At 39.5% G+C, this 16,283-nt stretch carries 12 protein-coding genes; 5 read left to right on the top strand and 7 right to left on the bottom strand.

The annotated features are described in order from the left end of the window. The 7 genes from QI30_RS16445 to QI30_RS16415 form a co-directional block, all read right to left on the bottom strand. Positions 1 to 574: RNA-guided endonuclease TnpB family protein (locus QI30_RS16445; RefSeq protein ID WP_148113871.1), on the bottom strand; the 574-nt coding region annotated here is incomplete at its 3' end. Positions 575 to 623: 49 nt separating this feature from the next. Then, entirely contained in the window at positions 624 to 1,112 is a 489-nt protein-coding gene (locus tag QI30_RS16440) for a DinB family protein (protein WP_126991665.1), read from the bottom strand. Then, the gene (locus QI30_RS16435) at positions 1,105 to 1,512 is read right to left on the bottom strand and encodes a VOC family protein (protein ID WP_199754707.1); all 408 of its coding nucleotides are present in this window, start codon (positions 1,510 to 1,512) and stop codon (positions 1,105 to 1,107) included. The genes QI30_RS16440 and QI30_RS16435 overlap by 8 nt, the downstream gene beginning before the upstream one ends. Positions 1,513 to 1,575: 63 nt before the next feature. Beyond that, on the bottom strand, positions 1,576 to 6,372 hold the full coding sequence (locus QI30_RS16430) for a DUF4132 domain-containing protein (RefSeq protein ID WP_126991663.1): 4,797 nt from the start codon (positions 6,370 to 6,372) through the stop codon (positions 1,576 to 1,578). 7 nt (positions 6,373 to 6,379) lie between these two features. After that, on the bottom strand, positions 6,380 to 6,781 hold the full coding sequence (locus QI30_RS16425; protein WP_148113870.1) for a hypothetical protein: 402 nt from the start codon (positions 6,779 to 6,781) through the stop codon (positions 6,380 to 6,382). Positions 6,782 to 6,847: 66 nt separating this feature from the next. Further along, a complete protein-coding gene (locus QI30_RS16420) occupies positions 6,848 to 7,201 on the bottom strand; it encodes an acylphosphatase (RefSeq protein ID WP_126991661.1) in 354 nt (117 codons plus the stop codon). Further along, a complete protein-coding gene (locus QI30_RS16415; RefSeq protein ID WP_158621055.1) occupies positions 7,202 to 7,894 on the bottom strand; it encodes a class I SAM-dependent methyltransferase in 693 nt (230 codons plus the stop codon). A 335-nt stretch (positions 7,895 to 8,229) separates the two neighbouring features. On the opposite strand from QI30_RS16415, the gene QI30_RS16410 reads away from it, so the two are divergent. The 5 genes from QI30_RS16410 to QI30_RS16390 all read left to right on the top strand — a co-directional run bounded on the left by QI30_RS16410 (position 8,230) and on the right by QI30_RS16390 (position 16,184). Further along, positions 8,230 to 9,555 (top strand): hemolysin family protein, encoded by a 1,326-nt coding sequence (locus QI30_RS16410; RefSeq protein ID WP_126991659.1) that lies wholly within the window; start codon positions 8,230 to 8,232, stop codon positions 9,553 to 9,555. A gap of 41 nt (positions 9,556 to 9,596) precedes the next feature. Next, complete coding sequence (locus QI30_RS16405) at positions 9,597 to 10,658, top strand: hemolysin family protein (protein ID WP_126991658.1); 1,062 nt, start codon at positions 9,597 to 9,599, stop codon at positions 10,656 to 10,658. A 442-nt stretch (positions 10,659 to 11,100) separates the two neighbouring features. Next, positions 11,101 to 12,636: a M4 family metallopeptidase gene (locus QI30_RS16400; protein WP_126991657.1), complete on the top strand. Its 1,536-nt coding sequence runs from the start codon at positions 11,101 to 11,103 to the stop codon at positions 12,634 to 12,636. A gap of 126 nt (positions 12,637 to 12,762) precedes the next feature. Next, entirely contained in the window at positions 12,763 to 15,708 is a 2,946-nt protein-coding gene (gene fdhF / locus QI30_RS16395) for a formate dehydrogenase subunit alpha (RefSeq protein WP_126991656.1), read from the top strand. Further along, positions 15,708 to 16,184 (top strand): DUF1641 domain-containing protein, encoded by a 477-nt coding sequence (locus tag QI30_RS16390; RefSeq protein ID WP_126991655.1) that lies wholly within the window; start codon positions 15,708 to 15,710, stop codon positions 16,182 to 16,184. Before fdhF ends, QI30_RS16390 begins: the two co-directional genes overlap by 1 nt. Positions 16,185 to 16,283: the final 99 nt, after the last annotated feature.

Below are 16,283 nucleotides of genomic sequence, written 5' to 3'. Positions count from 1 at the left end.
CAAAATCGGTGATACCTAAATCAATTCCTACAGCTTCATTTGTTTGAGGCAATGGCTTAAAGTCTGGTACTTCGCATTGGACAGACACGTAAAACGTACCACTCGCATTGTATTTAATGGTTGCGCGCATAATGCGACCTTCAATATTACGTGACTTCGCAAATTTTACGAGTCCTAGTTTTGGTAGCTTCATTTGATTACCGATAATCGCAATATTGTTATTCGTATTCTTCGTAGTATAACTTTGAACTGGATTCTTTTTACTTTTGAAGCGAGGATAGTTATTTTGCTTTTGAAAGAAACGTTGAAAAGCGTCTATTAAATTTTCATAAGAGGCTTGTAATGCCACACTATCTACGTTGCGTAGCCAAGCGGTATCATCTTGTTTCTTCATTTTCGTGAGCATTTTGGACATAATGGAACGATTCAACCCTTTTCCTTCTTCTTTATAAGAAGTATTCCATAACGCAAGAAAATGGTTGTAAACAAAACGACAATGCCCATGGGTTTGATGGATGAACGCTTGTTGGTCTTTAGTTGGGTAGATACGGAATTTATACGCTTGATGTGGCATGACAGACACCTCCTTTTTTTGAACAGTATAATAGGAACAGATGTTCTTTTCAACAAATTAGTACTGGCAGAATCATTGGGTTCGCATTCATCCCCTCCCTCCTCACTACGTTCCTTGAGGGAGGGGGATTCTGCGAAGAAATGATAAAATAGTGTAAAACCGTTAATTCTGTATCACCGATTTTAAGCATCTTTTCCCACTGCTGTGGTGAAAATTGAAGTAACTGCTCGACAATTTGTTGACGATGAATAATAAATTCTGCCAGTACTTTATCTTTTTCCGTTACACGCGCATATGCCGCTGATTGTTCATTGATTAAATCTACATTTGGCGACGGCTCAAACTGCTGTGTCGTGAAAAAGAATGGTAGACGCTTCGTTAATAAAAATGCATCCCAAAAACGAAAATGACCCATAATCTCTGCAATGCTCCATTTATTAAGTGCAATCTTCCTGCGCCAATCATCATCTGATAAACGCTGTAATGTTTCTGCAAATGTTATTGATAGGCGTTGATGCTCTATTAATGTATTAATCATACTCTAACAACTCCCCTTCTGGTGCGACGAGCTCCAATTTCATACGATCAGGTCCCTCAAAAAACACTGCATAATAAGCTGGTCCTCCAGCATATGGATGACGATCTTCATATAAAATTGTCGCGCCTCTTGCACGCAATTTTATTGTCATATCATCTACATGCGCTCGAGATTTTGCATGAAATGCTAAATGATTAAGCCCCACTTGACCTCGGTGATAAGGTGCATCTAGAAATTGTGGCTGCGTTTGCGCAATTACGAGGTAGGTTTCCCCGTATTTCCAACTTTGGCCATCTTCCCATGTTTGATACAGCTCATAGCCTAAATCTGCTAAAAACCATTGCCAAAAAGATAAGGCTTCTTTTAAATTTGAGACATTTATTTCAATATGATGCAACACGTCTGTCACCTCTACTTAGCGAAAAAATAGTATTATTTACATTATACCCTATTTTTTACATATTCACTGTGTGATATACTGTCTAATTTTTGGGTCATTGATTTGATCATCTTGTGCAAAAAGTAAAAGCTTCGCCATAATCTCTGCTGTTTTCGGGTCCTCATCAACAAACGGTAAAAAGACACGTCCGCGATGCTGCGATGGAATGGTCGCAATTGGAATCATCGTGCCACCCTGCTGATGTACATGACCACTTCCAAGATGGAGACTATAGCTACCTAGTTGGCCATCAATCAATACATGTGGCGATTTTACTGTAATATGGTCAAAGCCAAATAATAAAGCAACCTCCTCTGCAATTACTGCACGCATTTCAACCGTTGAATGACTTGCCTCAGGGTCCACTTCACCCACATGTGCTACACTCGCTACTAAATCCAAATCACGCATCATTTCACTGAAATAAACCGGCGAAAGCGACTCGATTTTCTTACCATTACCTGTCATACGCTCTGCAAAATAAACCGTGCCAATTGTCGGGGCTTCAACATCTGCTGGCGTATAGTCATCATATGTGAAATCCAAATAAGTTACTACATTATACGCATAAGAAATTTGACGAACCGGCTCATAGTACCCTATTTCCCATTTACGTTCACGGAGAAGCGCAACAGCTTTTTTCGGCTGGATTTGATGGCCTTCAAAACGTGTTGTTTTCATCTGCTCAAGCTCATCTGCAGTCGCTACATAAAACTCACGGAATAGCTGTTTAAATGGTTGTTGCCATTCTTCGTTATAAACGAAATGTTGCCACTGTCTCCAGTTTTTAGCCGCGTAAAAATGGGCTGGATGCGCAATCATGATTTGTCCGCTAATTGGGAGTTGCTTATGCTCGACAGAATAAAAATCATCCGTCAAATAGAAGAACTGCTCCCCCTGTTTCCAAACAAGTTGCGTCAATAATTCCCGTAATAAAGAATGCTGAAGTAATTTCTTCACGATGTCACTATCAAAGACCGCTTCCTCACACATTGCTTCTTCTAGCTCGCTACGCGCACGTCGATATTGCTCCGTTGCTTCCTTTTTTGCTTCCTGAATTTCCATTACAATCGGATGCTTTTTAAGTCTCGCTGGTACATTTTTGAGTAATTTATCTTGTTTACTAATTTGTAGCACCACTTTTTCGCCCTCTCGTACAAGCTGTAGCGTCACATCTTCTACTTCCACTGGCTCGAAGTACGGTTGAATTTTTGTTAACCACTGAGACAGCTCCATCTCCCACATGAATTGCTTCACATTCCCCCTACCAACTTGCTGTGCTAAATTAGCAATAGCCATTTGTGCAGCTTTCGTCTCGCTTGCACGACGCTGTGCACCAAATTTTTTACTTTCCTTCGCAAATTTTTGGAAATACATATAACGTTCTGTCGCCTGTTCTTTATCAACCGGTAACAGACTATAGGCACGTAGTTTATCTTTATTACGCTTCGCTTCAATTTCACTACGTAGTTCTTCACCACCTAATTCACCAAGTGTCGCTTTCGCATACATTTGTGCTCGACGATGATTCCCACCAGATGCACTATATTTTGCGGCCTCATAAACAATCGCAAAGCGCTCAGGTCCAATTTCATCATAAGCTGTTAAAAACCAATGCCGATCAAATGCGCCATCTTCAAATTCATCCGCCTCAATGGCACTATATTCTTTCATGTGAGCCTTTTCAAATTCATCCGAATACTCTGATGTATGCGCCACAAAATACCAGGCAACATTCGCGAGCCCTTTCCAGCCGACAAATTCACTAAGGAGTGGAAGCCATGTCGTATTATAAAGCATTGCCTCAATTAATCGTTCATCTGTAAACTGCGCTTTTTCCAGTGCTTTAAAAACATATTCCTTTGCCTCTTCTGTATCTGGTTGTGTCTTCTCTAGTAACATCGACAAGCTATCCTTTCGAACACTTGCTGAATAAACATAGTTACGACTTAACTTTTCATCACCTAATGCCGTTAGAATAGCTACAAAGTAATCGATACCATAAATCCTGCCAAGAGATGACACTAACCCTGTTAAAGGCGCTTCCAAATCACCGCGTGCAATTTCCCCAGCGATTACATCCGCGCTTATCTCATGTACACAAGCGCGCACCTCATCCGCTTTTTTACTCACAGCAATTTCCTTTTTAGAATACTCGAGGTCCAACAGACGGTAATACTTGTGCTCGATAAAATAGCGTAAATGTGCGGGAAGAACCATATCCAACTCATGCGCGAAAAGGAAATTATGCTGCGAGAGATGTTCAAATGCCATTTCTGGTGCTTCGTCTAACTGCTGATTTGTATAAAGTAACTGTGCAAGCTCTCTTCCATAATAAAGTTGTCGATCAACCGCAACAATAAGACTTCGAATAAAGGTCACTTTTCGGCTCTTTGACAAACTTCCCTCATAATAGGTATTAACAAAATCGCTACCTTTTGCCTGTGTAATATAATCTAGCACTAAGCCATTGGCAAATGTCGAAAACGGAATCGGTGCATCAAAATGTGCCCGTAGCTCTTTTTGAAGTGGTCCCTCACCACGCTGCACACTAAATTCTAGTAGCGTACTAATTTGCTGCATATAAAGTCCTTGTCGTAGCTCACGAAAAGCACTCTCAGGGTCTAAGCCAGCTAAAAATTGTTCATTAAAGGCGATATCTTCCGTATTTCGGGCAAAGTGGAAGTTACGTGCAATCGCTTGGAATGTGTAATAAATATATAAATCTGTTGATGTCAATTGACTATCCTTTAGCGCTGTCGTCCAAACTTCTGCAAGCGGTAAGCCATCGATAGAATAAAAATCATAATCCTGCCCGTGTTCACGCGTTAAATTATTGCCAATGAGCCTCGTTTCAGTAGTTCCTGTATACATTTCTACCTCATACGTCTCATTTGCATACTGCTCAATCACTTGTTGTAGGTGACCAAATTTTTCGCGTAATTTTTTAAGATCATAGTGAGCAAACTGCTTTAATGTAAATGGAACGGACTTATCAAATTCAAGGCTAAAGACAATTGGTGGTAGCTCAGCTTCTTCTACAGCCTCCTCTTCAAGTAGTGACAGGAAATGTTGCTCCTTTTCGGTTGGCTCTGGTAGCTGTGCAATAAATGGCCCTACTTGTATATCCTCCTTTACTTCAACAAGTAACTCCAGTGCGCCTAAACGAATCATTTCATTTTTATTCGTTAATAAATGACTTGCATAGCGCTTAATGTCTTCAAGTGGCTGTTTTTTGAGTAGCTTAATCACTGCCTGACGCATCGTGCCAGACTTTTGTTTTAAAAGCGTTTCCGCTGCATCTGCAAATTCCACAAGTGGAAAGGCATATGCATCGAGCATATCAAGCGCATCTTCACGCGTTGCACTGCTACGGTCTTTTAAAGCTTGTAAAATAAACGAAAGGTTTGGCTTGTAGACTGTAACAATATGATAAAAATAAGCACGGTCATCTACGGCCCATTTAGGAACCTGCGCCGCAACTTCTTCAAGCGCCACATCATCTTTCAACGTAATAAAGAGTGCAGTCTTTAAACGACGGAGCTTTCCTTTATTTAATTGGACAGTTAAAAATGGAAACGGTGCATGGTCACTCACCCAATCTTCTCCATTAATTTGTTGTTCTACTGATTCTAGTTTTGCTAAAAGCTCTTTTGAGCGGCGCATGAGCCATGGATGATTTTCATGATAGCTTGTTAATCGGTTGGTAGCGTCAAAATTGTAGTAGCGACTAAAATACGGTAATTCCCCTACCACCATCGGGTAAGCAAGAGCAAACGCTTGCAGTGTGTCCGCTTCAAGTGAATAATCATATAAACGCTCACCAAGCTCATGGTGCATCCCTAACTGACTTAGCGCATAAAGTGTGACATGCTGGATATGAGGTGCCTGCTTTAATAATGAAGGTAGACGTTTTAAAACGAGCTCTACATCCTGACTAGCCATCAGCCATAGTCCGACATACACTTCCTGCGCATTATCACTTTCAAGCAATGCTTCTTCCCCTTCTTTAAGCCCTTTTAATACCAGCTCTAAAATATGTTGTACCTTTTTCTTATCTTTTGCCTCATAGCCAAAGCCAAACCACACATCTACTGCACGGATAACCGATGAAAAACGTACAAAATCATTCTCTACTAGTAATTTTGTGAAAAAGCATTGTGCTTTAAATGTGCCTGAATCAATATTTTCAACGATTGCTTGACGTACACCTTCTTGATTTTGAGCAGCCTTGAATACATTCGCCAGAAGCTTGTACATTTCCTCATTCTCAGACATCATAATCGCCTGAATCAACGCATAGTCAAATAAAAGATGTGCCCCGTTTTTCCATAAAACATCCTCGACAAAGGCAATCGTCTCCTCATCTTCTTCATCTAAAAGTAACGCAAGGGCATACTTATATATTCCAGCTGGCGCTAAAATTTCATTATCCGCATTAACATAACATTTCGCCCCATTATCATACGTCATACGCGCTGTTGATTCATAGACACCTTTCATATTGACGGCATAGCCTGCTAGTAATAGCCGAATCACTTCGATAATGGCATGATTATGTAGCATCGGATTATTCGGCGCGCGGAAAGATCTACGCATATGCCCTTTTTGATACGGTAACTTTTGTAATAGCTGCATGATTTGCTGCCAGATTGTAAAACGTGCTTTATCTAACATACCTTCTAGCATTTTCGAAAATCGTCCAGTGAGTAATTCATCAAATGATTCAATTTCAAGCTTACGAAAACTAGTTTCTAGCTCATAATACTGTACATTCCCACTATCTCTTAGTTGTTCCTCCATCACTAGCCACTTGTCCATACAGCTCCTACCTTCCCGCTAAAAAAGTTAATTTTATAAATGTCCAGGGCTCTGTGCTCCACTGAATTTCTTCCTCCAATGAACTATACACATCACTACCTTGTAAAACTTTAAATAGGCCATCCTCAAAAGCTTGTAGCATGGTATCAATTGCTTGAGCGTTGTCTACATCTGGGCGTTCAGCAACTGGTAAAAACTTAACATATCCCGTCGCTTTAAGGTCTTGTTGCTGGTCCTCTGTAATAAAGGTAAGTAGTGGTGTTCCTTCATTATAGGCTGATACTTCTATTTGAACGAGCATCGTTAAAAGCTCGCGTAAGGTATGCGGTTTTTCAGGTAATTCATATGTCATCTGCTCTAGTTTCCGCGAACGCCCTAATGATTTTCGTTGTACTAGAATTTCCATCATGCACCCTCCATTCATCATATTTTTATCATTTTTCCCTGTTTTAAACAGAAAAAAACTCCCTCTCTTTTATGAGGGAGTGATATCAAATTTAGTAGCAGCAATCGGTGACAATTCGTAAGAAGTAATTTTTTTTACTTTTGCACGTTTCAGCTGATGCATATGTGCAATCACATAATGAATCGCTGTTGATGGCCCTTGTAAAATCGCTTCTACATCACCATTTTCTAAATTATACACCGTACCAGTGAGTGGTAACCGCTTCGCAAGCGTCGCAAGTTCCAGACGAAAGCCTACATTTTGAACGCGTCCACTAAAGCGAATTTTTTGCGTACAATGCTCCCCTTCAAAATATGGCGGTAATTGTGCTCTATTGGCATGCCAGACAATATAATCATCTCGCCATTTGCTTAAACGTCCCACTTACTTCACCCTCTCTAAACAAAATGCTTCAATATGATAGGCACGAAAATATGCATGACGAATCTGCAAGCCCACCTCATCGCATAATTTAAGTAACTCCGTTGTTGAAATAGGCATTAGTGTATCACCAAACGATGCGCGAAAGGCCTGCCATTGGTGTTCTTTCACCCCATTACGAATCATCGCCTTCCCCCAAGCTGTTAGCGTTTGTTGGAATGCTGCATCCTCTAAATCGCCATTGATACTTGATAAATAAACTGTCCCACCTACTTTAACATGCATGGCAATCTCATGAAGTAATGCTTTTTTTAATGCCACTGTCGGTAAAAAATGAAGGACAAGATGACATGTCACCAAATCAGCAGGCTCAAGCTTCACCGCTATTAACTCCTCTTCAATATACGCAACATCCCCACTCAATTCCTCGGCAACCAGTCGCTGTTCAGCTAGCGCGAGCATTGTACTCGACGGGTCAATTGCTTTGAAATGCGCGGCTGGTAATAAGGGCAATAACGTACTTAACTCCTGCCCTCCTCCTGCACCAACAATCGTAATATGCTCTGGCTGCTCTATTGATGCATCAATTAAGTCCTTCATTAGCTCAAAAATCAAATCGTAGCCGATAATTCGACGGCGAATTGTGTCATTGTAATCCATAGCTTTTGGATGCTCCCACTGAAATGGATTTGTCATCATGCATACCTCCTTTTCTTATGTTGTTCGGCATCTTATAAAGAAACTCCTTTACTGTCACGAAAAAAAAGTGTCATTTTGCAACTATTTTGCTTTAAAAGCATATATTTTCTTTGTAAATATGGCGATATCCTCAGACTTTCTTAAACATTTTTTTGCTATTTCACATGAAATAATTGCGACAAAATAACCTTTTCCGTATAATTTTCTTATAGCCCAATTATTGTGACTGTATTCACTGCCACGCTTTCCATAAAAGCGACATGTGAGCTGTTCACTATTTTTTAAAAATTCAAATTATTTGGAGGTGAATCCCTCATTGCTGAGGGAACTGATTGGACATAACCGGAATAGCCAATATTATTTTATTAATCGTTTTACTTGCTGCTACAGCATTCTTCGTAGCGTCGGAGTTTGCTGTTGTAAAAATTCGAACATCGAGACTAGATCAACTCATTGCAGATGGTAATAAACAGGCCATCGTGGCAAAAAAAGTTGTAACAGACCTCGACTATTACTTATCCGCCTGTCAACTAGGGATTACGGTCACATCAATCGGACTAGGTGCTTTTACAAAGCCTTACGTGCAGGAATTGATGAAACCTTTTTTAAAATGGGTCCATGTGCCAGACGTTTTAATTTATGTAATTTCGTATATTTTAGCATTAGCGATTGTCAGTTACTTGCACGTCGTAATTGGTGAAATGGCACCAAAAACATTAGCAATTCAATTTGCTGAAAAACTTTCATTAAAACTTTCTGGACCACTTTATTGGTTCGGTAAAATTATGAAACCATTTATTAAAGCATTAAATGGCGCATCTCGCTTGATTTTACGTATGTTTGGGGTTCAACCTGCTGGTCATGAGCAAGCTTATTCAGAAGAAGAGCTTAAAATTATTATGGCACAAAGCTTCCAGGGCGGCCAAATTGATCAGACAGAACTTCAATACTTGGAGAACGTATTTTCATTTGATGAACGCGTCGCAAGCGATATTATGGTACCGCGTACAGATTTAATCACAATCGATAAAGAAATGGGCTACGCTGAGATTATCCAAATTTTAGATGAACATAATTATACGCGCTATCCAATCACGAAAGATGGCGATAAAGACTTGATTATTGGGGTTGTAAATGCCAAGAAAATGCTAAATCATATCGTCACAAATCGTGAAGAAGCGCTTGAACAATATGTACGTGATGTTCCTTTTATTGTTGAAACTACCCCGCTACAAGATGCCTTATTAAAAATGCAAAAGCAAAAAGTGCATATGACCATTGTCATTGACGAATATGGTGGTACAGCTGGTATTTTAACAATGGAGGATATTTTAGAAGAACTTGTCGGCGAAATTCGCGATGAGTTTGATGATGATGAAGTCGATGATATCCGTCCATTAGGTGCACAAGATTATTTAATTAATGGTCGTGTACTACTGGTCGAACTAGAAGAACGTTTTGGCCTAGAGTTTGACGATAGCGAAGATATTGATACAATTGGCGGTTGGCTTCAGCATAAAAACGTTGATGTCCTGCACGTTGGAGATCAGTTCAAGCAAGGAAACCATATTTGGACAGTTTCTGAAATGGACAATTATCAAATTCGTGAAGTCACATTCCACCAATATAAATTAGAACAAACAGACGAACAATCTTAATCATCTCGGAGGTGAAAAGGCTAGTTTGACTAGCCGACTAATTGGACAGTTCAATTATCATTAGCTTAATACTGATTGTCGTATTTATCATCTTAACCGCATTTTTCGTAGGCGCAGAGTTTGCGATTTTAAAAGTGCGAATTTCACGACTCGATCAGTTAATTTCAGAAGGCAATAAAAAAGCCATTACTGCAAAAAAAGTAGCGCAGGATTTAGATTATTATTTATCTGCGTGTCAACTCGGTATTACGTTAACAGCGTTAATTTTAGGGGCGCTTGGTGAACCAGCCGTTGAAAAAATGCTTCACCCGCTATTTGTACACTTTGAAGTTCCTGCTGCGCTTGCAACAACACTGTCATATGTTATCGCATTAAGTGTTGTTACATTCCTGCACGTTGTATTCGGTGAACTAGCACCGAAAACACTCGCAATTCAATATGCAGAGCGCATGACCTTGTTACTTGCTCCACCATTGTATTGGTTTGGTAAAGTTTCGAGCCCATTTATCAAAGTATTAAATGGTTCATCTCGCTTACTATTAAAATCATTTGGTGTGAAGCCTGCAGGTCATGATACGGTTTATTCAGAGGAAGAATTAAAATTAATCGTCACACAAAGTTATGAAGGTGGCGAAATCAATCAAACAGAGCTTGCCTATTTAGAAAATATTTTCGCATTTGATGGGCGACAACTACAAGAGATTATGATTCCACGTGCAAATATTGTCACGCTTGAAAAGCATCAATCACTTGAAGAAATGGTGAAAGTAATTGAGGAATATGACTATACACGCTACCCGATAACGGACCGTGATAGCAAACAAAGTACTTTTATCGGCTTTATCAATACAAAAGAAATGATGACGGACATTGCTGCGGGACGCACAAGTCCAATCGATAACTTTATTCATAAAATTCCTCGTTTTAAAAATACGACGTCGATTAAAGATGTTTTTGTTAAAATGCAAAAGACACGTACACATATGGCACTCGTATCGGACGAACAAAATAAAACAGTTGGCCTTGTGACAATGGAGGACATTTTAAGTGAAATCGTTGGAGATATGCACGATGATGAGGACGGTACAATCCCTATTGCGTAATGTCATAAATTCGCTGTTTTAGATATTTTTTTGAGGTAAAACAACCATTTTACGTATTAAAAATCAAAAATATGTTATGATTCTCTTTGGTTAGCGATAACAACTGTATATAAAAAGGCGAGGGATTTATTCCCTCGCCTTTTTTATATACTCCATTCCATAATAATCAACATATTCCCATGAAAATACGCCCCCTTTACTTCTCTAATTTCATTTTTAGTATCCTTTCTTTTTTTATACATTTTTCCATACTATTGACTCGAAATGAATAGGTATTCAGAACAAAATTATGTATATTAGCTTATTAATTCCAACCAAGTAAATTGGATTATTTTTAGTAAAATGTAAAAATACACTAGACAAACCCTTAATAAATATTTAGTATTTATTTTCAAGAATATCATTTTCTTAATATTCTAATAATTTTCGAGGAGTTGTTTAAATGACGTACAAACAGTTCGTAAAAACCGGTGTTGCTGCTTCCCTTCTTATGCTTCTAGGAACGGGGACAATTGCACAAGCACAAACAACAAAAACGATTGATGCATCTGAGCACAAGGCTTTTTCAAAAATGGAAGTTACGAGTAAAGCCGATGCTAAAGCGTTACTGCAGCAGTTACCAGGTAACAACAAAGCAAGTGAAAATTATGAGCAATATCAAGTAGTCGATGTAGAAAAAGATGAATTAAACTACAAGCATTATACGCTAAAACCGAAAGTGGACTCGGTATATGCAGACAATCAAGTGGTCAAAGTACATGTGGATGACAATGAAAAAGTAATACTTGTTAACGGCGACATTAACGCACCTAAAGTCTCATTTAATAACAGCAAAAAAATTTCTCAATCCAAAGCAGTTAACAAGGCTTTTAAAGCAATTGGCCAAACAAAAAAATCTGTTAAAAATTTAGAAGGACATGACATTGTCAATAAAGTAGAGTTAGGTATTAATGCAGACAAAAATAAATTAGTTTATAATGTTGAACTTATTTATTTACAACCAACACCTTCACGTTGGCAAATTCAAGTCGATGCACAAACAGGCAAAGTGCTCGCTAAGAAAAATATTTTACACGAAGCGACAGGTACTGGAATCGGAACAAAAGGTGACACTAAAACAATTAATATTTCAGCAATTAGTGGTGGCTATAGTTTAACAGATACAACACACACCGGAAAAATTATCACATATGATGCAAAAACAACACAAACTCGTGGAAATGTGGTAACAAGCACGTCAACATTATTTAACACGACAACACAACGTGCAGCAGTGGACGCGCACTATTATGCAGATGTAGTATATGATTATTACTTAAATACACATAATCGTGATAGTTATAATGGCAAGGGTGCTGCAGTAGAATCTGTAGTTCATTTTGATAAAAATTATAATAATGCTGCGTGGACGGGTCAGTATATGATTTACGGTGATGGTGATGGTGTCACATTCTCTGAACTTTCTGGTGCAAAAGATGTTATCGCACATGAATTAACACATGCGGTAACCGAAACATCGTCAAATCTTGTTTATGAAAATCAGCCGGGCGCTTTAAATGAATCGTTCTCTGATGTATTTGGTTATTTTGTAGATCCAGATGACTGGTTAATGGGCGAGGATATCTACACACCTAAAATTGCAGGAGATGCGCTTCGTAGCTTATCAGACCCAGCGAAATATGATCAACCAGCGCATATGAATAACTATCAAAACTTACCGAATACAAAAGCTGGCGACTGGGGTGGCGTTCATATCAATAGTGGGATTCCAAACAAAGCAGCCTACAATACCATTCAAAAAATTGGTAAAGCAAAAGCCGAAAAAATTTACTACCGCGCGCTTACACAGTACTTAACAACAAACTCTCAATTTGTAGATGCGAAAAAAGCACTTGTCCAATCAGCTACTGATTTATACGGTGCAACCGAAGCAGCTGCAGTGACAGAAGCTTGGAATGCAGTTGGTGTTACAAACTAATATTCACCAAAAAGAACTTCTCGCAGAAAAAAGCAAGAAGTTCTTTTTTATGTGCTCAAAACCATCGTTTACGTCGTTATTCTAAAGGGAATTAAAAACCATACGACTTTTTGAGGGGGGGATTTTATGCTAGAGAAGATTCAAATTGTAGTAGATAGCGAGCACTATACTGTACCGATTGATAAAACAATTGTCGATACATTGAATGATTTAGCACTTGAACACCCACAAGTTTGTTACACACCTCCACTTAGTACACCGCAAACTTGTGATACATGTATTGCAGAGGTAAATGGACAGCTTGTACGAACTTGCTCTACACCTGTGGAGGCAAATATGGTGATTGAGCGCACATCAGAAAAAGCTGAAGAAGCACGTGTAGAAGCGATGAATCGTCTACTCCGTAATCATGAGCTGTATTGTACAGTTTGTGAAAATAATAATGGCAATTGTAAACTACACAATACGGTTGAAATGATGGGCATTGAGGAACAAAAATATCCGTTCGAGCCAAAAATTGATGGACGGGTTGTCGATAATTCTCACCCATTTTACCGTTATGACCCCAATCAATGCATTGCTTGTGGACAATGTGTAGAAGCCTGTCAAACCGTGCAAGTAAACGAAACGTTGTCGATTAATTGGGAGCGTAGCCGGCCACTTGTTATTTGGGATGAAGGTGTGAAAATTAATGATTCCTCATGTGTTGGCTGTGGACAATGTGTCACTGTGTGCCCTTGCAATGCGTTACAAGAGAAGTCAATGCTTGATGAAGCAGGTTACTTAACAAGCATTGAACGTCCGTTACTAAATAAAATGATTGATGTCATAAAAGATATCGAGCCACCTTATAGCTTAATTTTTGCACTTTCTGATATTGAATCCAATATGCGTAAAAATCAAATTAAGCGTACTAAAACAGTGTGTACATTTTGCGGGGTTGGTTGCTCATTTGAAGTATGGACGAAGGACCGTAAAATTTTAAAAATCGAGCCAAAGCACGGACCAGTGAATCAAATTTCGACTTGTGTCAAAGGCAAATTCGGCTATGACTTCGTTAATGATCAAGGACGCTTAAAAACCCCACTTATTCGAAAAGGCGACCACTTTGTTGAAGCGAGCTGGGAAGAAGCAATTGCTTTTACGGCAGAAGGGCTACGTCGTACAAAAGAGCAATTTGGTAGCGATGCAATCGGGGTTATTTCATCTTCGAAGATTACAAATGAAGAAAATTATGTGATTCAAAAGTTCACACGTCAAATTCTCGAAACAAATAATGTTGACAACTGCTCACGATATTGTCAAACACCTGCAACGGAGGGGTTATTCCGAACAGTAGGTATGGGCGGCGATGCGGGAACAATTGATGATATTGCATCCGCAGGACTTGTCATCATTATTGGTGCGAATTCAGCCGAAGCGCACCCCGTTCTTGCTTCTCGCGTAAAACGAGCACATAAATTCTTTGGTCAAAAACTCATTGTAGCTGATTTACGAAAAAATGAAATGGCCGAGCGTGCAGATGTCTATTTACATCCAAAACAAGGCACAGACCAAGCGTGGCTGATGGGCGTCACAAAATATATCATCGACCAAGGATGGCATGATGAAGCCTTTATTACAGAAAATGTAAATGATTTTGAGGCCTATTACGAAAGCCTGACACCTTATACACTCGAGTATGTAGAAGAAGTAACGGGCATTTCTAAAGCTCAATTAATCGAAACTGCACGCATGATTCATGAAGCGGATGGCACATGTATTTTATGGGGGATGGGTATTACACAAAATGTCGGCGGCAGTATGTCGAGCGCAGCGATTTCTAACTTATTACTTGTGACAGGAAATTATCGTCGCCATGGTGCTGGTGCCTACCCACTACGCGGACACAATAATGTACAGGGCGCATCTGATATGGGCACATTACCAAATCAGCTCCCTGGTTATCAAAAAGTAGCGGATGACGAGGCACGTAAAAAATTTGAAGCGGCCTATGGTGTTGAGATTTCACCACAGCCAGGCCTCAATCATATTGAAATGGTGGAAGGGATTGAAAAAGGAACGATTCAAGCCTTATATGTTGTCGGGGAAGAAATGGCACTTGTTGATGCCAATTTAAATCAAGCACATGAGTTACTAAGTAAATTACCATTTTTAATTGTGCAAGACATTACCTTTTCTAAAACAGCTAGCTATGCAGATGTCATTTTACCAGGGGTCCCTTCCCTTGAAAAAGAAGGAACCTTCACAAATACAGAACGCCGTGTGCAACGTTTATATCAAGCACTTCCTGAAATGGGCAATGCAAAATATGACTGGTGGATTACACAACAGCTTGCCAATGCGCTTGGTGGGGATTGGTACTATACTCATCCAAGCCAAATTTTTGCGGAAATGGCTTCGCTTACGCCATTATTTGCACAGGCCAATTATGATGTACTCGCAAATTGGGGTAGCTTCTTCTGGGGTAGTAATGATGGTGCAAGTACACCACTTCTTTATACAGACGGCTTTAATTTCCCGGATAAAAAAGCACGCCTGGCTATTCACGAATGGATTGAACCTGTGAAATATGACGCACAGTATGATTTACATTTAAATAATGGTCGCTTACTCGAACAATTTCATGAAGGGAATATGACGCGAAAATCAAATGGTCTTAATACACGTCTTCCAGTGACATTTGTTGAAGTATCACCAGAATTAGCAAAAGAACGCCATATCGAAAGCGGCACGATGGTAAGACTCGTTTCACCATTTGGTAGCGTAAAAGTACCCGCGCTAGTGACAACACGCGTACAGCAAAATGAAATTTTCTTACCAATGCATACACGCAATAACGAGCATGCGGTTAATATGTTAACAGGCGCTGGGTTTGATAAATTTACGAACACACCTGCCTTTAAACAAACAAAAGTACGTATGGAAGTTTTGCATGATAAACATGAAAATCCACTACCTAAAAATAATCAACGCAATCGCAAACGTCATCCACAAATGGGTGTTGAAGTCGAACGAAAATGGCGACGTAGTGATTATGAGTCCCTAACAGACCTTGGAGGTGATCATTAATGGCAAAACCAATTCAAAAAATCGAATTAAAACAACCTACGCTACAACAAATTGAAGATGCACAAATAGCCAATCTACTACATGAGCTCGCACATAATGAAGAAGCACTCAAAAAAGTCTTATCCATTGTTCAACAACTCGAAAAAATGGGTGGCCTCGATGCTGTTGATAGTTTACTAAAAGCACGCACTGAAGTAACCCATGTTGTCGTAGACCAAGTACAAAAGCAACCTGCACAAAATTTAATTTTACTTGTACAGGCATTAGCAGGAATTGGCGCCTCCATTGACGGTGAACGAACGAAGGCCTTCTTATCAGATATAAAACAACAGCAACAAGAAGCTCCTGCTTTCAAGAAAAGTCATCCCCTTTTACGCGTCTTAAAGCTGATGAAGGACCCTGATACATGGCGGGCCGTAACCTTTTTACTCGTCATTTTAAAAAGTCTCGGTAGCGTTTTAAAGAAACCAAGATAGCCCTCACACAAAAAGAAAAGAAGGAATCGCACTTTGACTGTGCGATTCCTTCTTTTTATTGTGCGTGTTGAGGTAGGCTTCTATCCTAGCCTCTTTTTA

The sequence above is a fragment of the Candidatus Kurthia intestinigallinarum genome, assembly GCF_003991225.1.
Taxonomy (GTDB): Bacteria; Bacillota; Bacilli; order Bacillales_A; family Planococcaceae; genus Kurthia; species Kurthia populi.
Note: the sequence above shows the minus strand (reverse complement) of the source record. Positions and strands in the feature narration are given on the sequence as shown.